The following is a 22730-nucleotide window of genomic DNA, read 5'->3' on the forward strand; positions in this document are numbered from 1 at the left end:
TTCCTATGACCAACACGAATGAAACTATTCAAGCTAATCAAATTAATCAAGCAAGTCAGCGAAACAGCCATTTGGTATTGGGCGGGGCTCGTTCTGGTAAGTCTAGTTTTGCAGAGCAACAAGCATTATGTGCGCTTGAAGCATGTTCAAATGGACGCCTCAATTATATTGCGACAGCGACATATCTTGATGATGAAATGCGAGAACGAATCGCGCACCATCAACAACGTCGTGGCGAGCAGTGGATTGAGCATGAAGTACCCGTCGAATTAGCCGAAAAACTGCAGTCTTTTGAGAAAGAAGATGTGGTATTGATTGATTGCCTAACCTTGTGGTTGAACAACATCATCTTTGAACTGGGTGATGACGCAACTAATGAACAGCTTGAAGCCGTGGTTGAAGTGTTGGTCAAAAGCGTCGAGCAAAGTCCGGCGCAAATTATCATGGTCTCTAACGAAGTCGGTTTAGGTGTGGTGCCGCTGGGTAAAGTGTCTCGCTTGTTTGTGGACAATGCAGGACGAATGAACCAAGCGCTAGCTCGCGTCGTTGAGCGCGTCACGCTGGTTGCTGCCGGATTGCCGCTGCACTTAAAACCATCTAATCACTTGCTTGATATTCAAGGCTAGGTCGCACACATGGTCAATGGAACAACCAAAAACATCTATTTGTTAAGACATGGCAAAGTCGAAGGAAAAGCTGCGCTCAATGGTTTATCTGATGTGCTGGTCAACTCTGATCTTCAAGAACAGATATGTGAGGCACTAACTACACAAGACATTACCTTTGATAGCGTGGTTAGCTCTCCACTAAGACGATGTGGTGATCTCGCGAGCTTGTTTGCAGAGCGTATGTCTGTGCCTTTATCAGTTGCATCGGGTTTTCAGGAAATGAACTTCGGTGAAGTAGATGGTGTCCCATTTGATGAACTTGAAGACAAGTGGGGAATGTTAGAAACCTTTTGGAAAGACCCTGCTAATCATCAATTAACTGGCGCAGAAAGTTTACAGAGCTTCCACGACAGAGTAACTCAAGCTTGGTCGCAACTTTTGAATGATTCAAGTGACAACATATTGTTGGTTACTCATGGTGGTGTGATTCGCATACTGCTAGCGCACTGCCTTAATATTGATTGGAAAAACCCGAGTTTGTACTCGAAGTTATCGATAGAAAACGCATCGATAACGCATATTCAAATCACTCAGTTTGCGCAGAGCTTTATCAGCGTTAAATCGATAGGGATACCTGTTCTCTGAGTGTTCAAAAAACACAGTTTAAGAATTAACAATCTTTTAGATCTGTAAATAGAAACAGAAATATAAATAGAAGTATAAAGCGGCGTTCACAGCCGCTATACCTGATTGGTATTACTACCTACGTGAAAGGAATTTAGTCATGACAACACCAAGTTGGGATCTAAGCATTGCTTATAGCGATCTTAATGATGCAAAAATCGAACAGGACATTGAACTCATTCAGCAGTGCATTGAGCTGTTGAACCTACACGTTGAAAAGCGTCATATCATTCTAGCGATGCAAAACGCGATTCAGACTTCAGAAGCGGCAGGCACGTTACTGAGTACAATCAACACCTTCGCTAATTGCCACGCATCGGTCGACGCGACACACACAGAAGCGAAAGCATTGCTTGGTCGTGTAGCGAAGCTGAACTCTGAAATGTCTCAAGCGTTCAGCCCTTACGAAGATACGCTAATTCACGCAGAACCAGAATTTATTGATGCAGTATTAGAGCATGATAGTGCGGACGTAGCAGGGCAGCGCTTTGCGATTGAAAGCTCTCGTAAGTTATCAAGCAGCCGACTCAGTGTTGCTGAAGAGCAGTTATTGGCAGCGATGAAGGTTGATGGTCGTGACGGATGGGGTCGTTTATACGATAACCTAACCGGATCTTTAAAACTGTCGCTAAAGCTGGACGGTGAAGAGGAAGCCCTAGGCTTTTCACAAGCCGCGAGCCTGTTGTACGGCAGCGAATTCGACAAACAAGAACCAGCATGGCGCGCGGTTCAAGGTGCGATGAAAACGCACCAAGAGTCTTTTGCTTCGATTCTAAATGCATTGGCGGGTTGGCGACTGACTGAAAACAAAAAGCGTTCGAAGATTAGCGATGTGCATTTCCTAGATCCAAGCCTACACGGCAGCCGCATTGTGCCAGAAACGCTAGACACCATGATGTCGGTAGCGAAAGCTAATCGAGCTGTTGGTCAGAAAACAGGTTTGTTAATGGCAAGAGTTCACGGGCTAGATGAAATGAAGCCTTGGAATCACTTAGCTGCGATGCCGCCGCTTGGTGACGCTGAATCTAAGGTTTATCCATTTGATGAAGCGATTGAAGTGATCAAAACTGCGTTCGCTGAAGTGAACCCAGAGATGGCTGACTTCGTTGCTTTGATGGTTGAGAATGGTTGGATTGATGCCGCACCAGCAGCCAACAAGCGTTTAGGTGCTTACTGTACTAAGTTTGCCGCGACACGCACACCGCTTGTATTCATGACGTGGAGTGGCAGCCGCTCTGACTTAATGACATTGGCACACGAGCTAGGCCATGCGTTCCACAACTGGGTAATGAAAGACATGCCGTTGTGTCAAACACGCTACCCAATGACGCTAGCAGAAACCGCTTCTATCTTTGCTGAAAACATCGTTCGTGATCACTTGTTAACGCAAGCTCAAACACGTAACGAGAAACTTGAGATGTTATGGGAAGAGTTGTCTTCTTCACTCGCTTTAATGGTGAACATTCCAGTGCGTTTCGAATTCGAAAAAGCCTTCTACGAGCAGCGTGAAAAAGGCGAGCTAACGGCTCAGCAGCTGTGTGACTTGATGGAAACGACTTGGAAAGAGTGGTATGGCGATGCAATGACAGAAGCTGACCCTTACTTCTGGGCGAGCAAACTGCATTTCAGCATCTCTCAAGTAAGCTTCTACAACTACCCATACTTGTTCGGTTACCTGTTCAGTAAAGGTGTTTACGCTCAGCGCGATGCGAAAGGTGAGCAATTCTACGGCGATTACGTTTCGTTGCTTCGTGATACGGGCAGCATGATGGCGGAAGAAGTCGTTCAAAAGCACTTAGGAATGGACCTGACTCAAGCTGATTTTTGGCAACAAAGCATCGACATGGTCAAAGTTCAAATCGATGAATTTGAAAGATTGCTCGATCAGGAAGATTAATTGATCTCAATCTGTTCATAGCAGGTAAGAGCTGTGTTAGCTTACGTGGCTCTTATCTTGCTGGCATAACCTGAGATAAGCCGAAACAACCAAAAGTCTCTTTAAATAGAGAAAGTTATTTGGAACAGATGTCGGTTAGTAAAGTCAGCAGGTAATACAAAAATATATGGGTAGTATTTGTGAGTGATAACGGAGTTTCTATTGATAAGTGCGATCCTAGCAACACAATTTCTATGTACAATTTATTAACATACGGCCGTGCAATTAAGGAGTAACGCATGACGAAGACCCTCTTTCGCCAATCATTTCTTTTTGACAGCCTAGATCTTGAGCAAGAAGTGGTTGCAGGACAGACCGTACTGAGTAACGGTGTTCAAATTAAGCTTCATCAACGCGGTGTATTGGAAGTGATTCCCGCTGAGTATAACTCTGAAACCAAAAACATCATCTTTTCAACAGGTGTTCACGGCGACGAAACTTCACCAATGGAGCTGATTGATAAGCTCATTGAGGATATTGAAACAGGCTTCCAAGTAGTGACAGCAAGATGTTTGTTCATCATTGCTCACCCAGAAGCAACCAACGCGCATACTCGTTTTCTTGATGTGAATATGAACCGTCTGTTTGATGAAAAACAGTACGAGAGCAATCGAGAAGTGGATATCGCGAAGAACTTGAAGTTCTTGGTGACTGAGTTTTACAAAGAAACGGAACCTGCCACTCGTTGGCATCTAGATTTGCACTGTGCAATCCGTTTATCTAAGCATTACTCGTTTGCAGTGAGCCCTAAAGTTCGCCACGAAGTACGCAGTAAAGAGCTGTTTGATTTCATTAACAGTGCGCACGTGGAAGCAGTGTTGTTGTCAAATGCGCCAACCAGTACATTCAGTTGGTACAGTGCTGAAAACTTCGAAGCGCAAGCACTGACAATGGAACTAGGGCAGGTCGCGAGAATTGGTGAGAACCAACTTGATAAGCTAACGGCTTTTGACTTGGCGATGCGTAACTTGATTGCTGAAGTTGAGCCAGAGCATTTACCTAAGCGAACCATCACTTATCGCGTGAGCAGAACCATTGTTCGTTTACATGATGACTTCGATTTCATGTTCTCAGATTCTGTAGAGAACTTTACCGCGTTCAAGCACGGTGAAGTATTCGGTCATGATGGTGATAAACCGTTAATGGCTAAGAATGAAAACGAAGCGGTGGTGTTCCCTAATCGTAATGTTGCTATCGGTCAACGAGCAGCCTTAATGGTGTGTGAAGTTGAAACGCGATTCGACCATGGTCAGCTTGTGTACGATTAATATCGACTCGGGTTTAAACGACGAAAACAACCGCTCAACTGGTTGAAATATCAAGGTTCACATTACGGTGTGAGCCTTGAGTTTATTTGGGGATACAGGTAAGGTTACGCGAACATTTTCAAAGTAGCTTGATATGGATTTCCAACAACTTCTTCACCAAAAACAGCGCAAATGGACTAGAGCCATTTATCTGATGGCAGCACTGCTTGTCGCGCTGAGTGCAATTTACCTAATGGTTGGCGATCTCTTCATTTCCCCTCTGGACACCTTGTCCACGTTAGAACAAAAACTACTGATTGATTTACGCTTACCTCGATTATTAGCAGCTATTGCTATCGGGGCAGGGCTAGCAGTATCTGGCGCAAGCTTACAAGTCTTATTAGGCAACGTATTAGCAGAGCCCGGTGTGCTCGGCATTTCTGGCGGTGCAAGCTTAGCCATGGTTATTGTGCTGTTCTTCTTGCCGTTTGCTCCCACACCAGAACTGTTCATGATTGCCGCCGTTTTAGGCTCGCTCTGTTTCACCGTGATACTGGTGAGCATGGTAAAAACGATGCGACTCACCACGGCTAAATTACTGCTAGTGGGTGTCGCGTTAGGCATTCTTTCTGGCGCGATGGTGACATGGGCGTTCTATTTTAGTGATGACTTAAGTCTACGCTTATTGATGTATTGGCTGATGGGCAGCTTAGGTGGCGTCACTTGGTATCAACACTCGCTCACGTTGGTGATGATCCCCGTGATTATTTGGCTGTGCCTGCAAGGTAGTAAGCTAGATAAGTTAATGATTGGCGAAACGCATGCCGTACAGTTAGGCGTAAACGTACCGAGATTGCGCTGGCGTCTAATTTTCGCCGTGTCTATTTTAGTCGGCTGCGCGGTAGCTTTAGGTGGCGTGATCAGCTTTGTTGGCTTGGTTGTGCCACACTTATTGCGTTTAGCGATTGGTACTGATAACAAATACCTTCTTCCTTTGTCTGCCGTTGCTGGCGCTGCGTTGTTGGTGTTTGCTGATATCTGTGCAAGAACCTTATTAGATTCCGCAGAGCTGCCTTTGGGTGTGATGACCACCAGTATCGGTGCGCCTATCTTCATTTGGATGTTAATTAAAAATCATGATTCAAATTAAGAGCCTGAGCGTCGGCGCTCGTTTATTACCACTCTCATTCGAGCTCAAGCAAGGGCAGGTGACTCACGTTATCGGCCCTAATGGCAGCGGAAAAAGTACCTTACTCGAAGCGATATCTGGTATTGGTGATGGCTACAAAGGTGATATAAAGCTCGACGGACAAGACTTGTCAGTATTATCACTGCAAGACTTGTCATTACATCGTGCTTACTTGTGCCAAAGCGCAAGACCTGCCTTCAACTTAGAAGTGTTCCAATACCTTGCGTTGTCACTGCCAAGTTCATCACACGGCCTTGATGCTGAAATCAACGCAGCTTTGGAAGAAATTAGTCAGATGCTAGACATCACAGACAAACTTCATCGTTCAATTCAGACACTGTCTGGTGGTGAATGGCAACGCGTTCGTTTGGCGGGAATGTGCCTGCAAATTTGGCCGACGCTTAATCCTTACGCAAAGCTGCTGATCCTCGATGAACCCGCAGCTCCGTTGGATATTGCTCAAGAAGCCTTGTTGTACAAGCTTATCGAACGAGTGGCTGAGAAGGGCATCGCCGTGATCATGGCTAACCATGATTTGAACAGAACACTAAGACACGCAGACCAAGTGTTGTTGCTCGATAAAGGTGTACTTCAAGCATCAGGCTCAGCTGATCAAGTGCTTACCCCTGAGCAGCTAGAGTCCGTGTTCAACACCGAAGTCAAAAGTATCTCAGTCGACAATCAGACCTATCTTTTGTTTGGTTAAAAGACTAATTAGTTAAGCTGCTCATTGGGTTTAAGGCGAGTTAGTAAAGGAAGCAAATATGTTTAGATACATCCAAAGAAGAAGAATCAAAAAGGTGATTAAGTCATTGTCTGCAAAGATGGTGAAGAGCTACGGAAGCCGTGATTTCTTCTCTATTGGGCAGGTTGAAACAAGTTCTCGTGAGTTGAGTAAACGCCAACAACAGATTGCTTTAGCCTTGTTTGCGGATCCACAAGATCTTGCTGTTGAATTAGCTCCAACTATTCAGTTGCTGCGTAATGATGTGTCTAATGACTTCTTTGGCGGAGAAGACTACACAGCGCGAGATGTACTTAATCTATTGGGTGGCGGCGGTTGGAAGGGCGGTCGTATGGACGATGACATGTCACATCGCATGGGCATGCATAGCCGTTATTAAATATCTTCTTACTACCTAACGCCTTTATATCCCCAAAGCGGCTTAATCATAAAGCCGCTTTTTTATTCATTCCGAATAATGTTCCCTTAATCAACATAGAATACTGAAATGTCATAATTCGAAGCAACATCATCTATCTACAACGCATTTGTTTGAGTTGTGTGATGCTGATTCCTATCAATATGAAACCCGCTGTTATTGATAAAATTGACGTATATATTTTTCGTTGTTCTTTAAGTCAGAAACTATAAACCTTCGAATTACAGTGCTGGTTGGTTAGTAACCAATTGGTTTTGTGTTTAGGGTAAAATAATAGAGAGTGGGAAAGTGACAACAATAAATAATAATATTCTAAAAATAGCAGTGGGTATGGCTATGCTATCGAGTGTGCCGTCAGTGGCAAATGCTCATGGTTGGTCTGAGTTTCCAAGCGCGCGTCAGAACACGTGTTACGAGCAAGGCGGGATTTGGTCGGGTACACCACCTAATGCTGCGTGTGCTCAAGCAAAAGACATTTCGGGTTCATACCCGTTTGTTCAACGTAACGAGTACGCGAAAAATGTCCAAGATTTCAATAATATCAATGCTGTAAAAGCGGCGATTCCTGACGGCACGTTATGTTATGCCAACGATTCGCAAAAACGCGGCATGGGTGCGCCTCATACTGGTTGGACTCGTACCGAGCTAAATACTGGTACGTTTGAATATGTATTCAATGCGACAGCGCCACACAACCCTTCTTTCTGGGAGTTCTACCTAACGAAACCAAACGCGGACCTAAGCAAAGGCCTAGCGTGGGGAGACTTAGATCTTATCCAAGAAGAGGGTAACGTTCCGGTTAATGGCGGCAAGTACCGCATTAATGTCACTATTCCTTCAGACCGTTCTGGCGATGCGATTCTATTCGTTCGTTGGCAACGTGATGATGCTGCGGGCGAAGGCTTCTACAACTGTTCAGACATCACTATCGCGGGTGGCACAACCCCTCCACCAGAGCCGGGTCCAGAGCCTGATCTAGTGCGTGGTGACCTGTTTGTTTCTGACCAGTTTGGCACGCCAGAAATTGGTGATACGGTTAAATACGACATCATCAACAAGTACGGTGAAGTAGCGCGTAGCTTCACCATCGTCATCGACGCTTCAAACGTTAACGATTGGGCTCGTTTGTTGGCTTCAGAAATTAACGGCTGGCATGAAGAGTTTAAAGACGGCGCGATCTTCATTGGTGATTGGCACGCTGAAATGCAGCACTACATGTACTTCCAAAACGATCCTTCACGTAACTTCTTCAACTCAAAAGATAGCCGTGCTTCTGGTCAGTTAACGTTGATTGATGGTGGCGACGGTGGTGTTGAACCATTGAAAGGTGACATCTACGAGCTAGTGAAGAGTGACAATGTAGTCAATGCTGGCGATAAGGTTGTGATTGCAACAAGCGAAGCCGCGACATTGACTCAAACTCAAGGTTCTTCAGTAAGCATCCAAAATAACGGCACGGCTTCTATCGTAGTTGATACCACTGGCATCACTGCAAACGAAACTTTATCGTTTATGGCTAGCTCGATTGAAAGCGACAGTGTTGAAACCTTCACTTTTGAAGTAATTGCCGATGACGGTGGCGTGACACCAGACCCAGATCCAACGCCGGATCCTGATCCGACTCCTGACCCAGACCCTACGCCAGATCCAGGTACGTGGGACTCATCAGCGACTTACCTTGGTGGCGAAGTCGTGACTTACTCGAATCAGTCATGGAAAGCACAATGGTGGGTTCAAGGTGGTACTAACCCTAAAGCGACTTACGAAAATGACAAATGGGGCGTTTGGCGTCCAGCCAACTAATCTTAACTATTGTTAGTTAATTAGCCTTGCAATAATAACCAAGACACCACATTTTTTGACGAGTGTGGTGTCTTTTTTAGCGTCTGCATTTGCGGTTTTGAATGTCATCAGCCTAGAAAAAGTGATTCAGGAACGGAGTCTTAATCACTCAGCACGGCTCTATAAGAAGATGAGAGTTATATAGAAAACAAGAGCTATATAACGTTTTGTAATGTGTTGACGAATTATTTCAGAATAAGGTTTTCTTTAATCTCATCGTTAAGATACCCCTGATCAAAATCTGGTGTCATAAATTCGACGGAGGAGGAGTCTAGATAGCTGGTTTCTAGATAACTCGGCTCTAGATAATGGGGGTCTAAGTGATCAGCACTTACGTAGGTGGGAATCGCAGAAAACAAAACGATACTGATCGCTGCAGCGATATTAATGGCTTTGTTGCGTTGAGGAGTCATTTTCATAGTAGTGCCCTCGAAAGGTGGGCAAATCCATCTGCCTATGAGAATTGAATCTGAGATGTTTAGAAGTCGTAAGACAAACCAAGCGTAATGATATTGTCGTTGTCGATCGGGCCCATCGATTGGCCGTTCAAGTAAAGGTCACCTTCGTTGGTATTGAAGTAGGTGTATTTCACGTAGGGTGTCCAGTCGTCGATGCTTTTAGAGAGAACGACTTCGTGCTCATTGGTACGGTAGTCGCCTTGATGAAAGATTACGTTGTCATCGTTGTGGGTAAACCCGCCATTGGATCCATCACTGTTTTCGTGAGTGTATTGATAAGCTAAATCCCAGCCTGCGAGTGAGTACCCCGCACCGGCGATGAACTTATTGGTGTTGATCGTGGTGTCGCTTACATTCTCGAGTACTTGCCCTGACTGGTTATATCCCAATCCACTGAATACATTGAAGTTGTCGTTCACTTGGTAATCAATAATACCTTCGATTAATAACTCTTCACCGTTGTCCCATTTACCGAGTTCACCGTATAGGTTGAACGTGAAGGACTCGCTGATGTGAAAGTCGTGGCCGTAACCCGCTGCTAACCAACCTTGGTCATCAAAACCTATATAGACTTGTCCATTTTCTGAGGTATCGATTAATGCGCCAGCTTCTGTGGTGTAGACACCGTTATCAGCAGCATTAGAGGCAACGTTTTGTTCGATGTAAACTTGAGTCGAAGTCGCAAACGCTGCGCTGCTGAGTAACGTAAGTGGTAGAGCAATAAGGTTAAGTTTTTTCATGGATTCTCCAGTGTCGTTCTATTGAATTAACTTGCTGGAGAGTATGTGATTAAACTGAATTTATATTAATAGGGTTAACTTTAGTTAAAACCTCAGTTTCATTTATGTTTCCTTAATGCTGATTTGATTGCTTCACGGGTTTTGATGTGCTGTTCGTCTTTAGCGTAGCGGCGGTGATAGAGCATTCGAAACGTGATCGGTCTTAATTTGATGGGGATAGGGTGAACGCGTAAGCCAAGCGCTGGTGCAAGCATTTCTGCAAAAGAACGAGTAGAAGCGGCAATATAATCCGTCGTGCTCGCCAAAATCAGCATGCTTGAAATTGAGCTGGTTTCAATTCTGACTTTTCTCGGCTCGATATCGCTCTCTGATAAAAACTCGACTGTGTTCATGTTGGCGCGTTTGATCTTGAGTGCAATATGTTCCTCTTGGAAATACTCCTCTTTACTCAGTGTCTCACCAATTCGAGGGTGGTTAATTCGAGTCAGACACACGGGTTCCTCATCGACGATGGTTTCTTCAATCAATGAGTGTTTCTTACTCGAAAGTACATCAATGACGATATCCACTTTTTGTGCAGTAAGCGCATCAAACAGTTCTTCCTCTTCGAGCGGCGCTTCCGTAAAGCTTACGCCTTCAACCTGGCTAACGAAATGAAGCAAGCTCTCTGTGCAATAGACTTTAAGGTCATTCTTTTGCTGCTCAACCGTTCCAATGATGTTCAATGGGTCTTCTATCTTATTAGCGAGTGATACCGCTGCTCCAGTGGGCGCGATACCTCGTCCTTCTCTCACAAATAAAGCCTTGCCCACGACCCCTTCGAGTCTCTTAATCGCCGCGCTTACCGCGGGTTGAGAAATATCGAGCTGCTCTGATGCCACGGTGATAGAGCTGTGTTTGTAAACGGCCAAAAATGTCGTCAGTAGATTAAGGTCCAAATTCAGTTCCCTCTATTCTTATTGCCACTCATCCAAATCATGGTGGAGTCGTTATTAACTCATAAATGAAATGGAGGTTTTAAGTAAAGTTTACACTATATATCAAGGTTCTGTTTATTAATAAACTTGTTTGCATCGGAGTGAGGAAGGAACTTCATTCATTTACTAAATACTCAGACCGATAGGTGAAACTATGAGAACTTTCGCAAAATTATCAATCATCTCTACAGCAATGATCATCACGACCACCGCTTTTGCTGCTGACCCAATGATGCAATACAACACCAAGCAAACTAACTCTGATATTCAAAAACTCGAGAAATTTGAATATCACGAGGGTGAAACCCTTGAAGAGTATCTGAGCACTCAACCTAAGGGGAACTTGTATTCTTCAGAAGAAGAAGTGCTTTCTGTGTTAATGGGCGGTGTAAACAATGGTGACTATCGCAAAGAAACCAATTCAGGTTGGAAAGAAGGCCTGATGTTTGAGGGCATTGCACCTTATGGGGATCACATGGTGTCTGGCGCCAACTGGTTCCCACGCACTGAAGAAGTCCAACCGGATGAAATGCGTGTCACGTTCATGGGTACATCACCAATGATTCGCCCGGGGCAGGCAAACACCTCGATATACGTAGAACTGGGTAACGGCTCTAACTTTGTCTTTGATTTAGGTGAAGGATCAATTGCGAACTACGTAGCGGCGGGTGTCGCGATGAATGAACTCGACCATATTTTCATTACTCACTTGCACGTAGATCATTACGGCTCATTACCTTATCTGTATCAATTTGGTGGTTGGAATGGTCGCTGGGAAAAGCCGCTTAACATTTATGGCCCGAGTGGTGCGACTCCAGAATATGGCACTCGTCATATGATTGAAGGCATGCAACAAATGTTGAACTGGCACACCGATGCATTTGATGTGTTCCCATCAGGCAACGACATTGTGGTTCACGAGTTTGATTTCCGCGACGACGGTGGCGTTATCTATGACCAAGACAATGTGGAAGTGATTCACTGGCGACGCAGTCACGCAAAAGATGGCGCGTCTGGTTACCGCTTAAATTGGACTCAAGATGACGGTCGAGTGCTTTCATTTGTTTGGACAGGAGACGGTCGCCCAACGGAGTTGGATTTGAAATACGCAAAAGGTGCAGACTTGTTCATTACTGAACTGCAAACCGAAACGTTTGGTGTGTCTTCGATTATTCAAGGTGTGCCGCCATTCTTAGCTCGTTACACCGTTGATACTCACCATACGCCAGCGTACGCGGCGGGTTATGTGGCCAATGAAGTACAACCGCGCTTGTTCATGACAACGCACATGACATTCGACCCATATCTCAATGAGGAAACCGTTGCAGAGGTTCGCCACCATTGGCAAGGGCCTTACCACTTCGGTGCGCCAGATGGCATTGTCGTTAACATGACCAAAGATAATGCGTGGGTTCGTGAAGGTATTTTACCTGATTTCCCGAATGCGCGAGCGCCACAATTTGATATGGCAGATGGGTCTGATTTTAGAATTCCATTACCGAAAAATAGCCGTGAAGACATACAAGAACAAGAGATTCGTGATTTAGAGTTAGATCCTAAACTGTACTACCCAGAAGGCTACCATCCAGAGCTGTTAACTGAGTGGCCAGTCGACCGTGACATCGTGATCCCAGCTGAACAAGTACCAGAAGCAATGAAGCAAGGTATGAACACCAAGCAAGAATACATGGATAGAGTGCGTGCTCACCACAACCTTGAGCGCAAGTCGGTAAGTCGTCCAACTGAGCCTGGTGAAGGAGCAGGAACCGATAACAAATAGGGTATTTGCAGTGAGGGCTGATATTGCCCTCACATCCTAAAAAGTTAGGTAAATAAACCCATTCTCTTACTCAATCATAAAACTATTGCTTACCACTTCTTTGCTTAGAATATCTGGAGTTCATTATGAAAAAATCAATTTTAGCGGTCGTCATTCTATCTTTAGTGTCAGCGTCTGTTTTCGCTAACGGACAATCCAATGCTCACAACTATCAACCTGGTGCGACGAATAACTCAGAACGTTTAGCGGATATTGATCCTAACTACGAACTGACCTTACCTTCAGAAAAAGAAGGCTACACCATGTATGACAACCAATCCATGTCAGATGGCGGGACCTACACAACGTATGTTAAACCGAATCCTTCCGATGCAATGCATGTCGCCGATGAAGGCTCACTAAAAATAACGCATGGAGAAGGTGGTGTCATTATGACGGAATACACCACAAAGAATGGCCAACACACGTTTTCAGTGATGTGCGGCTACACCTCGGGTCCATCGTACTGGGCTGACGGAAAACCAGCGAAGGTATGTGAAGAGGCGCAAGCACTAGCGGTTGCATTGGAAGCAAAAGGTGAATGGGAGGTGAAGCCAATGACTTACACCATCGCACCAGCAAGAATCGTAGTTGATAAGTGATTTTTGTCTATAGAACGCTCGTTATATCGAGCCTCGTTATCCAATCATATTGATTATTTGTAGTGAGACAGAGGGGTACTCAGGCTGAAATGGTCTTGAAGTTCCCCTTAACTTAGCTCATCTCACAAGAAGCTAAGTCAGCCAACTAATCAAATTTGTATTCGAAAATACAGAAGGTCTATCCCATGAAAAATACCATTAAGCTACTGGCTATCGCATGTGTTTTACTTACTCCAATGCTTGTCGCCGCTGCCGAACATAATCATAGTCACAATCATTTTAACCCTGAATTAGAGAAACTTGGCGACGATATTATTGGTCTAACCGTGTGTTACAAAAATGGTCATCTATCAGATGAGAATCAAGAGCCTGCGTTTATGAACCTTATCAACCACGCCAATGTAGAAGGTGAGGAGTTGGGGATGTACTACATGGATAAGTTGGGCCCTAAAGCTGAGCAAATCATGAGTGATGACGACGCTCGTCGCTTATGGACTCAAGATTATTGTGCTGATTTGACTGACACTTATTTGGATTCAGATAAGTTAGCTCAAAGATCAAATGAACATCAAAGTCATTCACACGGCCACGATCATGGACATAACCATAATCACGATCACCATGGACATGGCGACTTGACACCAGAGGTGCTTGAGCAAGATATCGAACGAGGTCGTTTACTCAGTATCAACTAAGCCCAATAAGATAAGTTCATCTAACCTATTGTTAAATATTCACTATTTGTTAGTGTGTTTAGGTGCACATTGAGGATGTGTTTCATATTTAGCGAAGAAATATTAGGAGTTGCGATGAGTATTATAGTGAGACGGTCTGAACCGTCAGATGCAAAGGGAATAAAAGAAGTTTACGAATGCACTAATGCTTATACCGGTACGCTGCAACTCCCAAATCCATCTCTGGAAAGCTGGCAAAAACGAATCTCTAATATGCCTGATAACGTGTACTCGTATGTCGCGATGATCGACGATGAGATTGTTGGCAACTTGGGAATGGAAGTGTGCGTGAATCCAAGAAGACGACATGTGGCTTCATTTGGTATGGGTGTTAAAGACGATGTGCTAGGCAAAGGTGTGGGTAGTCAGCTGCTCGCGACCGCGATCGACTTGTGTGATAACTGGATTAACATCAAGCGAATGGAGTTAACGGTATACACCGATAATGAAAGAGCGATCAGCCTGTATAAGAAGTTCGGTTTCGTGATTGAAGGAGAGTCCGCAGGGTTCGCTTTCAGAAATGGCGAATATGTGGCGGCTTATCATATGGCTCGACTGGTATAGCATTTAGCTACGATTAACACACAGCTACGATTAACACAGTTAGAATTAACTGACAGATAATAAAACGCCACGTTATTTAAACGTGGCGTTTGCTATTTTGGTGCGCTGGTGCTTTAAAGAGCTACAGCCATAACCTTAGTTCAGTCGTAAACTTAGTTAAGCCGTTAGTGGCTCAAGGTTCGCAGGACGGTAGTGTACAGATTTTAGTACTTTACCTTGGCGAACTGTCTTGCCTTCCGATACGAAATCTTCCGCACACTTAGCGATGATGTATTCGCCTTTTTGAACCGCCATCAGCTTGATGTTCTGCTCAGCATAGAAAGCTTCTGTTTCAGCATATTCAGTTTCGTTGCGACATACTTTGCTCATGTTGCTTGAGTGTACTTCGTCCCAGCAAGGTAAGAAGTCAATTGAGCGGTTTTTAGAAACATTCAACAGTAGGTCGATCAGGTAGCTGATTGCTAGGTTGTCTTCAACCTTAGCTTGGCCAAGGTGAACCAGACGTCCCATCAAAACATAAACGCTGTCTACGATAGCGTCCGCTTGTTCGATTTTAGAGTCAGCTTCTGCAAGTTCTGTTAGTTCTTCGATCGCTAGAGAGGTATGTAGCGTATCGCCTTTTTCGTCCATTGTTTCAGGAGCAGCAACCGGCAGATCAAAAGTACTGCGGAACTCTTCAATGTCGCGGTAAAGGTGATCGTAGATTTCTTGGTTTAGTTGAGAAAGGTTCATATTCCTATCCATTCTGTTTCGTTAATGGACCATTTTAACAAAGGTAGGAATGGGGTGCTAACGCAAAGTGGAAGAACGCGACTTTTATTCATTGGACCAATGAGGTATTTTGCATACAAACTAATTGATTATTATGTTTTTTTACACTTTACTCTTCTTAATATACGAAATATTAATGTTGTCATTAATGTCAGCAGTAGTGGAATCCCATTTATGAACCAAGCCAATGAAAGCGAAATTGTTATACGCCGCTTGTATCAAATCACCAATGATTATCGAAAGGGCTTCGATATTCAGATCGCTCAGCTGCTTATTATGGGGCTTGAACGCTTCAACCTTGATATTGGTATCTTATCGAAAGTCGATGGCAATACTTATGTTGTTGAACATTGTGTTACGCCTGAAGGGGTAGAACTCAATAGCGGTGACACTTTTGATTATCGTTCAACCTATTGCGAAATTACCTGTAAATCGATTGGTCCTATCTGCATTGAGCATTGTGGTAAACACGATAAGTATGCGAAGCACCCTGCTTACCAGTCTTTTGGCTTGGAGTCTTATATTGGGGTTCCCATTTTCGTTAATGATGAGCTTTATGGCACCTTAAACTTTTCAAGTCCAGCGCCCTATCATCGTGAGTTTAAAGAGTTCGATGTCGACGTGATGAGACTAATGGCGTCATGGATCGAAGTGGAGCTGGTTAGAAGGCAGCAAGAAAGAAAGCTAAAAGAACTGAATGAGAAATTGGAGTATCAAGCTCTGTATGATCCTCTGACACACTTACCAAATAGACGTTGCTTGTTCAAAACATTGAATGCAGAAGTGGAGCAATTAAAAGGCTCTTTAGGAAAGGGAACCTTGGCCGTTGTCGACATCGATTTCTTTAAACAGGTCAATGACACTTATGGCCACCAAATGGGCGATGTTGTCTTAAAGAAAGTGGCGAACGTGCTGAGCAATAACAATCAAGAGGGTGAGTTTGTGGCGCGTTTTGGTGGTGAAGAGTTCATTCTTTGGTATCCAAATAAAACACCAAGTTGTGTTGAAGATAAGTTCATGACTCTTTTGCAAGAGATGAAGAAAATCACACTGGATAGAAAGCCTGTCACTATATCAATCGGTGCGTGTCATTTTGAGTTGAGTACCGGGGATACCAAAGGGGAAAGGATGTCGGCACTCGACTCTTTGATCAAAGTGGCTGACGAGTGTTTATATATCGCCAAACAAAATGGACGAGATCAGTTTGTATCTCGTCCATATCATCAAGAACGCGCAAGTTCGTAAATACAGAAAACGTATTGCATTTTCCGATTCGGAATAGCTTAACTGAACAGGTAAGGGAACAGTTTACGACGCTCTTCTGGCGTTAAAGACTCAACTCTTGCGATGTTGGTGTCTGGGATCGCTTCAGGGTTAGGGTAGTGCTTCAGTACCTTTTCCATGCTTGCTTCACGAATCAAATGGTAAACAGGGTATGGAGAGCGATTCGTTAGGTTTTCATCGTCTTCTGGATCCGCACCACCAAAGCAATAGTCAGGATGGAACGTTGCCACTTGGTAAACGCCTTCCCAGTCTTGCTGTTTGATCAACGCTTCAACCCAATCAATGAACATGTTGTAGTCGAAGAAGTCTTGCAGCATGTTAGGAACCACCACTAAAGTCGTCTCTAATTCAGCAACTGGCGTATTATCTAACTCTACGAAATGCGTCATGATGTCTTCCAGTAACGCTTCTTCCGTATTCGCTTCACTCACAAAGATCTTAATCTGTTTATTACGTTGTGGCTTGGCTGCGAATGGGCACAGGTTTAGGCCAATAACGACATCGTCTAACCATTGTTTTACTTGGTCGTGGATGGTTTGAAGATCTGTGCTTTGAGTGTTCGACATAACAGGTTCCGAAATGAAATTTTGCGTAGGATATCAGAACGGACGTCAATCAAAAGCAATAATTGAGTTACAACCTTAGTCGTACTTATGCTTGTGCGAGTTTAGAGGCCGATACTTGAAGTTGTTTTAATTGGTAGACCCAAGCAAATATCGCAACATAGAAGATTGAACCGCCCGCAATCACGCCATTCCAACCGAACAGTTGCCAGCAATACAAGAGTAAGAAACCACCTAAGCTCCCGCCTATGTAATAGTGTACTAAGTAAAGAGCGGTTGCCGTTGCCTTAGCGCTCGGTGCTTTTTGACTTACCCAAGAGTAGGCAAGGGTATGGGCGAAGAACGCGCCGCCACTAATCAATAACAAGCCTGCTAGCATGAACGGAACTTTGTCGACTGCAGAAATTAGCATTCCGATTAAGCTAATACACACGCCCATCAATATTCCGCTTAACGGGTCAAAGCGAAGTGTCCATTTGTTGGAGAGCTTAGAGCTTACCGTACCGGCCAAGTAACATAGGAATATCAGTGAAGCTAAACCAACGGGTACCGAGTGAGGTTCGGATACTAGCCTAAAGCCCATTACAGAGTACAGGTTAACAAACAGCGCGAAGTTAGCACCACCAATCAACATGGCAAGCCACAAGGTACGGTTTCTTAAGTGCATTACAACGGAGCGGTTGTGATGAAAGAACAGCCCTTTTTGAGGTTTGAAGTTCTGTTGGTCAGGTAGGCGATAGGCAATAAAGAGTGCACCAAGCAATGAACCGACAACGAAAAACAGTACAGTTGCATGCCAATCGAAATAGTCTGTAATTAAGCCGCCTAATACACGTCCGAAGATTCCACCCAATGAGTTGGCCGCAATATAACCTCCAATCGCGACAGCAAAGGCTTTGGGTGTTAACTCCTCAACCATATAGGCAACCGCCACACCAGCAAACGCCGCCACAGCGATGCCCATAAATGCGCGGGCAATAACGAGTTGCAACAAGGTAGTCGTGAACACCATGCTTAACCCTATTAATGGGATAGCGAACAGACTGAACAGAATAATGGGTTTACGACCAAAGGTTTCAGAGGCAATTGCCCAAGGTACCAAGCTAATCGAAAGGCCGAGTGTTGTAGCAGCAAACAACCAGTTGATCTGAGTTTCAGATACTTGGAAGTGCTCCGCCATGTGCGGCAAGATAGGCTGAAAGAGGTAAAGGTTACAGAAAATGATAAATGAACCAATCGCCAATGATTGAGTGATACGTTTGTATTGAGGACTGCCTTTATCAAACATTTACGTTGTGCCTGCGCGAGTTAGTAAGCTATTTGTGAACAAGTTATCAGTACAGGTGTGATTAAAGAAATATATTAAAAATATTACCTCTATATATTAAATATATCGCCATGCTTGAATCAAAACCTCTTCGACATTTTCTGGCCGTTGCTCAGTTTGGTAATTTTACCCAGGCTGCAAAAGCGCTGCATATCGCACAGCCTGCATTGAGTATCTCCATTAAAAAACTAGAACAGACGCTTGAGTTGATTCTATTTCGTCGAGGAGATAAATCCGTCACCTTAACGGAAGAGGGAAAGGTACTGTTTGAGCATGCAAAGCGAATCGCCCAGCAGTTTGATGATGCTCAACTCGCAATGAATGAGCTAAAGGGACTAGAAAAAGGCGAGGTTCGATTAGGCGCTCCAAGTATGATGGGGAGCTACTTTTTCCCGCAAGTCGTGATGGCATTTAAAAGCCAATACCCAAACCTAAAGTTGACCTTGATCGATGCAGGCACCGCATCGATTCGTGAAATGCTGTTAAACGGCGAACTCGATATTGGTGTAATTAATCATGAGAACGTGCCTGATGATTTGGAAACGGATCATCTGTTAAGTTCTGAGATGGTCGCCGTTGTCGGTAAGGAGCATCCGTTAGCACAACAGCCTTCGATGACCTTTGAAGAATTCTTTGCTCAAGAGCTGATCATGTTCAAATCGGGCTATTTCCACCGCGATTTTATTGATGCGACCTGTAAGAAGTACGATCTTGATATGACCATTGCGTTTGAAACCAACTTGCTCCCGATGATTCTTTCTATCGTTAAACAAGAGTTTGCGATCACCGCGCTGTTGAGCTTAGTGACGGAATATGAGAAAGACGTGATAGGCGTGCCATTTAAAGACCCTGTAAAACTGAATCTATCTTTGGCCTGGAGAAAGGAAGGGTATTTGTCGAAAGCTGACAGAACCTTTATTAATTTCGTTAAGCGGTATGTGTGATTTAGTAAGATTTAAATAAACAAAGCCCGAACATCCTAGATTGGATATTCGGGCTTTGTTGTATAGAAGTATGACTGGCTCAGAACACGTTAGGTGTTCTTTGAGTTATACATCTTATCGAAGTTCTTCTGATTCCAGCCGACCATCACTTGGTCACCGATTTTCAGCACAGGGATAGAGCGAGCACCCATCGCCTGTAATTCTTTACGGCCACGCTGCATTTTTGCATTCGTTAGGCGATATTCAATTTTCTTCGAATCCAAATAGCGTTGTGCATCTTTACAGTGCGGGCATTTGTCTGCGACGTACAATACAACACGTTTCATTTTTACAATCTCTTTTTGAGTGTAGCTCTTGGTGAATCTCGCTAAAGTGTAACGAATCCTAGGTGATTAGAAAAGTGTGATCAGTTACACTATGCGGCTCAATTTTCAAGACCACAACATATTGTCGTGGTGTAACTTGTACGGTCTTTCAGCATGCATCCTTCTTTACGCTATATTCAAGGCTACCCGAAGCACATTCTCGACCCGGTAACTCAACTTGTTGAATCAGGTAAATTGGTGCCGTGGTTTGAAGCTCGCTACCCAAAGAATCATGAAATCAAAAGCGAGAAAGCCCTGTTTGACTATGCGATTGAGATTAAAAATCGCTACATGAAAAAAACGCCACCGATCAGTAAAGTGATTTATGACGGTAAGATACACCTAATTAATAACGCATTAGGTCTGCACTCTTACGTCGCGAAGAATCACGGTGGAAAGATCAAATCGAAGAACGAGATTCGTATCGCCAGTGTTTTTAAAAATGCACCAGAACCTTTGCTGAGAATGCTGGTGGTGCATGAACTGGCGCACATCAAAGAGAAAGAACACGACAAAGCCTTTTACCAACTATGCTGTCACATGGAGCCGGAATATCATCAACTTGAGTTAGATGCCCGTTTATTCATGATGTATTTAGACTTAAAGAAGTAGCCCAATGAGCCAATCACAAAATAGAACTACGCTAAGCCTGTCGAAAAACAGTACCTCATCAACAAAAACAAAAGACAACCAAGCTGAACAAGGTAACCGTAAGCACGGTGATATTAAGCCAAATGCAGGCAAGCCAAGCAGCGACAAGCGTATTTCTACAAAGAACACATCAGACCGCAAAAACAGTGCTCCCAAAGGTGCTGACAACAACAAAGCAAAGCGACCTTTTGCAAAAGATAGCAAAGGTAAACCGGGTGCGAATAAAGGGTCATCGAATAAGGGTTCTTTCAATAAAACTGCTTTTAACAAAAACGCAGCCCAGAAAAGACGCTCGACTGAAAAGCCTCAAGGTGGATTACACCCAAGAAATCAACATACAGGTCGCTATGACTTCGAGTTATTGGTTGCAGCATTGCCTGAGCTAAAAGAACATCTGATCAAGAACCCGGTGGGCGAAGACACCATTAATTTCTCTGATCCATTAGCCGTTAAGCTACTTAACAAGGCTTTACTGGCGCATCACTATGGCGTTAAGCATTGGGATATTCCTGCTGGCTACTTGTGCCCGCCAATTCCTGGTCGTGCAGACTACATTCATAGAGTGGCAGACATCCTTAATAGCGATGGCCAAGGTGAACCTTACAATCATGCTTCTGTGAAAGCATTAGATATCGGTGTTGGTGCAAACTGTATTTATCCAATCATTGGTGCGACAGAGTATAAGTGGCGCTGGACAGGTACTGATGTCGATTCAGTCTCCATCAAAACAGCGAACTTCATTGCGGAAAGTAACCCTAATCTAAAAGGTAAGATCCGAGCTCGCCTGCAAGCCGACTCAGAATCTATCTTTAAGGGCGTGATTAAGGATAATGAACGTTACGATGTCACAATTTGTAACCCTCCATTCCATAGCTCTCTAGAAGAGGCGGAAAAGGGATCACAACGTAAACTGGATAACCTAGCGGCAAACCGAGCTAAGAAAGCGGGTAAGTCATTCAAGCCAGAAACGAATAAGACGCTAGCTAAGTTAGATAAATCAACTACGCAAAATAAACCAACTAAGCAAGATAAACCAACCTTAAACTTTGGTGGCCAAAAATCTGAACTTTGGTGTCCGGGTGGTGAAGCGGCTTTCATTATGAAGATGGCGAGAGAGAGCCAGCTTTTTGCTACTCAAGTATTGTGGTTTACGACATTGATCTCTAAGAAAGACAACGTTGATATGGTTCGTTCAGAGCTTGGCAAGCTGAGAGCTAAACAAGTAAAAGTGGTTGAGATGTCACAAGGCCAGAAGGTGAGTCGCTTTATTGCATGGACCTTTATGGATGACGAACAAAGACAAGAGTGGATTGCGCTTAAATAACAGACTGTACTTAGTTAAGATATTAAGCTGAAATTACGAACGGGCTTGTTGTTAACGCAACAAGTCCGTTTTTTATATCTATCGCAACGACTCTAAGCTCAGTTAGCCTTAAACGGAGAGCAGTTCGTCTAATTTACTTTGGTATTTCTGTTGAAGTGCACGGTTACCCGCCTTCTTTTCGAGTTCGACCAAGATTTGAAGTGATGGAATTTGATAGCCATAACGTTGGTGGAATTTGAATAAGCGGAGCCTAGCGTCATTGTATTCGGCCTCACTGACTTCAATTTTAGAAAGCTGTAGTACGGATCTAGCTCGATTTGGGTCGTGGTCAATCGCACGAGAGAAGTAGTATTTTGCTTGCTCGACCTCTCCGGCTTTAAACGCGCAGAATGCCGCATTTTCATAACTGGCAGAGACGAGATAATAATAGGGTTGGTCGATGGCACGGTTAAAGTATTTATCGGCTTGCTCGTATTCGCCCTGTTTACACAAGAATGTACCGTAGTTGTTCAATACGTTGCCGTTTCTTGCGTCTAACCTCAGCGCTTTTTTATAGGCATCTCTTGCTTCGTCAACTTCCCCAACTTGTTCGTAATAGTGCGCAATGGAAAGGCGAGCTCGATAGTAGCTAGGTGCGTGTTTGATGGCGAGCTCTAGGTTCTCACGTGCTCTTACCATATTCCCTTGCCCCATATAACCCAAACCTAATTCAATACGAGATTCAGACATCGCAATAGGGTCACTTTCAATCTTTGGCGGTCCTTCAGTGACAGAAACGCAACCGACCAACGAAAGAGAGGCGAGTAGTATCAGACTCGATAACGAAAGAGGGCGGGATAATGAAATAGGTTTAGATAATAACGACTTGGCGGGCATGTGAAGCTCCTTATGAACACCAACCCATCATATGAAATCAAATCTATTGAAGTGGTAAATCT

24 protein-coding genes are annotated in these 22730 nt (G+C 44.1%); 16 read left to right on the forward strand and 8 right to left on the reverse strand.

What is annotated here, in order from left to right:
• The first annotated feature begins 5 nt into the window (after positions 1-5).
• The 8 genes from cobU to AB4486_RS14305 all read left to right on the forward strand — a co-directional run bounded on the left by cobU (position 6) and on the right by AB4486_RS14305 (position 8630).
• On the forward strand, positions 6-626 hold the full coding sequence (gene cobU, locus AB4486_RS14270; RefSeq protein WP_372117468.1) for a bifunctional adenosylcobinamide kinase/adenosylcobinamide-phosphate guanylyltransferase: 621 nt from the start codon (positions 6-8) through the stop codon (positions 624-626).
• A 9-nt stretch (positions 627-635) separates the two neighbouring features.
• Positions 636-1253, forward strand: a complete 618-nt coding sequence (cobC, locus tag AB4486_RS14275) for an alpha-ribazole phosphatase family protein (protein WP_017059155.1) — start codon at positions 636-638, stop codon at positions 1251-1253.
• A 139-nt stretch (positions 1254-1392) separates the two neighbouring features.
• Positions 1393-3189: a M3 family oligoendopeptidase gene (locus tag AB4486_RS14280; RefSeq protein WP_372117470.1), complete on the forward strand. Its 1797-nt coding sequence runs from the start codon at positions 1393-1395 to the stop codon at positions 3187-3189.
• A 278-nt stretch (positions 3190-3467) separates the two neighbouring features.
• Positions 3468-4496 (forward strand): succinylglutamate desuccinylase, encoded by a 1029-nt coding sequence (locus tag AB4486_RS14285; RefSeq protein WP_372117472.1) that lies wholly within the window; start codon positions 3468-3470, stop codon positions 4494-4496.
• Positions 4497-4629: 133 nt separating this feature from the next.
• On the forward strand, positions 4630-5625 hold the full coding sequence (gene btuC, locus AB4486_RS14290) for a vitamin B12 ABC transporter permease BtuC (RefSeq protein ID WP_372117474.1): 996 nt from the start codon (positions 4630-4632) through the stop codon (positions 5623-5625).
• Positions 5612-6370: a vitamin B12 ABC transporter ATP-binding protein BtuD gene (gene btuD / locus AB4486_RS14295; protein WP_372117477.1), complete on the forward strand. Its 759-nt coding sequence runs from the start codon at positions 5612-5614 to the stop codon at positions 6368-6370. Before btuC ends, btuD begins: the two co-directional genes overlap by 14 nt.
• Positions 6371-6428: 58 nt before the next feature.
• A complete protein-coding gene (locus AB4486_RS14300; protein WP_017066163.1) occupies positions 6429-6788 on the forward strand; it encodes a DUF6559 family protein in 360 nt (119 codons plus the stop codon).
• A gap of 375 nt (positions 6789-7163) precedes the next feature.
• Complete coding sequence (locus AB4486_RS14305; RefSeq protein WP_372117498.1) at positions 7164-8630, forward strand: lytic polysaccharide monooxygenase; 1467 nt, start codon at positions 7164-7166, stop codon at positions 8628-8630.
• A 224-nt stretch (positions 8631-8854) separates the two neighbouring features.
• On the opposite strand, the gene AB4486_RS14310 is transcribed toward AB4486_RS14305, so the two are convergent.
• The 3 genes from AB4486_RS14310 to AB4486_RS14320 all read right to left on the reverse strand — a co-directional run bounded on the left by AB4486_RS14310 (position 8855) and on the right by AB4486_RS14320 (position 10805).
• The gene (locus AB4486_RS14310; protein ID WP_171733535.1) at positions 8855-9088 is read right to left on the reverse strand and encodes a hypothetical protein; all 234 of its coding nucleotides are present in this window, start codon (positions 9086-9088) and stop codon (positions 8855-8857) included.
• A gap of 59 nt (positions 9089-9147) precedes the next feature.
• On the reverse strand, positions 9148-9867 hold the full coding sequence (locus AB4486_RS14315; protein WP_372079384.1) for a hypothetical protein: 720 nt from the start codon (positions 9865-9867) through the stop codon (positions 9148-9150).
• A gap of 98 nt (positions 9868-9965) precedes the next feature.
• Entirely contained in the window at positions 9966-10805 is an 840-nt protein-coding gene (locus tag AB4486_RS14320; RefSeq protein WP_017068280.1) for a LysR family transcriptional regulator, read from the reverse strand.
• A 193-nt stretch (positions 10806-10998) separates the two neighbouring features.
• Between AB4486_RS14320 and gntH the strand changes: the two genes are divergently transcribed.
• From gntH to AB4486_RS14340, 4 genes are all read left to right on the forward strand, one after another.
• Positions 10999-12624 carry a guanitoxin biosynthesis MBL fold metallo-hydrolase GntH gene (gntH, locus tag AB4486_RS14325; RefSeq protein ID WP_017068281.1) on the forward strand — a complete coding sequence of 542 codons (1626 nt, stop codon included), beginning with the start codon at positions 10999-11001 and terminating at the stop codon, positions 12622-12624.
• Positions 12625-12749: 125 nt separating this feature from the next.
• Positions 12750-13265: a hypothetical protein gene (locus tag AB4486_RS14330; protein WP_017068282.1), complete on the forward strand. Its 516-nt coding sequence runs from the start codon at positions 12750-12752 to the stop codon at positions 13263-13265.
• A 185-nt stretch (positions 13266-13450) separates the two neighbouring features.
• Positions 13451-13960, forward strand: coding sequence for a hypothetical protein (locus AB4486_RS14335; protein WP_017089287.1), 510 nt, complete (start codon positions 13451-13453; stop codon positions 13958-13960).
• Between the two features lie 114 nt (positions 13961-14074).
• Positions 14075-14563, forward strand: coding sequence for a GNAT family N-acetyltransferase (locus AB4486_RS14340; RefSeq protein ID WP_017068284.1), 489 nt, complete (start codon positions 14075-14077; stop codon positions 14561-14563).
• A 156-nt stretch (positions 14564-14719) separates the two neighbouring features.
• On the opposite strand, the gene AB4486_RS14345 is transcribed toward AB4486_RS14340, so the two are convergent.
• The gene (locus tag AB4486_RS14345) at positions 14720-15295 is read right to left on the reverse strand and encodes a nucleoside triphosphate pyrophosphohydrolase family protein (RefSeq protein WP_304564037.1); all 576 of its coding nucleotides are present in this window, start codon (positions 15293-15295) and stop codon (positions 14720-14722) included.
• A 213-nt stretch (positions 15296-15508) separates the two neighbouring features.
• On the opposite strand from AB4486_RS14345, the gene AB4486_RS14350 reads away from it, so the two are divergent.
• On the forward strand, positions 15509-16579 hold the full coding sequence (locus tag AB4486_RS14350) for a diguanylate cyclase domain-containing protein (protein WP_372117481.1): 1071 nt from the start codon (positions 15509-15511) through the stop codon (positions 16577-16579).
• Between the two features lie 38 nt (positions 16580-16617).
• Here the strand turns inward: AB4486_RS14350 and AB4486_RS14355 are convergent, their stop codons facing one another.
• Together AB4486_RS14355 and AB4486_RS14360 are read right to left on the reverse strand one after the other, a co-directional pair.
• Complete coding sequence (locus tag AB4486_RS14355) at positions 16618-17184, reverse strand: DUF1415 domain-containing protein (protein WP_065584218.1); 567 nt, start codon at positions 17182-17184, stop codon at positions 16618-16620.
• Positions 17185-17269: 85 nt separating this feature from the next.
• Positions 17270-18469: an MFS transporter gene (locus tag AB4486_RS14360; protein WP_017065532.1), complete on the reverse strand. Its 1200-nt coding sequence runs from the start codon at positions 18467-18469 to the stop codon at positions 17270-17272.
• Between the two features lie 110 nt (positions 18470-18579).
• Between AB4486_RS14360 and AB4486_RS14365 the strand changes: the two genes are divergently transcribed.
• Positions 18580-19452: a LysR family transcriptional regulator gene (locus AB4486_RS14365; RefSeq protein ID WP_102534774.1), complete on the forward strand. Its 873-nt coding sequence runs from the start codon at positions 18580-18582 to the stop codon at positions 19450-19452.
• A gap of 89 nt (positions 19453-19541) precedes the next feature.
• On the opposite strand, the gene AB4486_RS14370 is transcribed toward AB4486_RS14365, so the two are convergent.
• A complete protein-coding gene (locus AB4486_RS14370; protein ID WP_004734934.1) occupies positions 19542-19778 on the reverse strand; it encodes a glutaredoxin family protein in 237 nt (78 codons plus the stop codon).
• 153 nt (positions 19779-19931) lie between these two features.
• On the opposite strand from AB4486_RS14370, the gene AB4486_RS14375 reads away from it, so the two are divergent.
• Together AB4486_RS14375 and rlmF are read left to right on the forward strand one after the other, a co-directional pair.
• Positions 19932-20429 carry a YgjP-like metallopeptidase domain-containing protein gene (locus AB4486_RS14375; RefSeq protein WP_004734935.1) on the forward strand — a complete coding sequence of 166 codons (498 nt, stop codon included), beginning with the start codon at positions 19932-19934 and terminating at the stop codon, positions 20427-20429.
• Between the two features lie 4 nt (positions 20430-20433).
• Positions 20434-21792: a 23S rRNA (adenine(1618)-N(6))-methyltransferase RlmF gene (rlmF, locus tag AB4486_RS14380; protein WP_102534773.1), complete on the forward strand. Its 1359-nt coding sequence runs from the start codon at positions 20434-20436 to the stop codon at positions 21790-21792.
• 108 nt (positions 21793-21900) lie between these two features.
• Here rlmF and pilW read toward each other — a convergent pair whose 3' ends face one another.
• Positions 21901-22668 carry a type IV pilus biogenesis/stability protein PilW gene (pilW, locus tag AB4486_RS14385; protein ID WP_017080657.1) on the reverse strand — a complete coding sequence of 256 codons (768 nt, stop codon included), beginning with the start codon at positions 22666-22668 and terminating at the stop codon, positions 21901-21903.
• Positions 22669-22730: the final 62 nt, after the last annotated feature.

This window comes from Vibrio sp. 10N.222.55.C6 (assembly GCF_041473395.1).
In the GTDB taxonomy this organism is placed as follows: Bacteria; Pseudomonadota; Gammaproteobacteria; order Enterobacterales; family Vibrionaceae; genus Vibrio; species Vibrio crassostreae_C.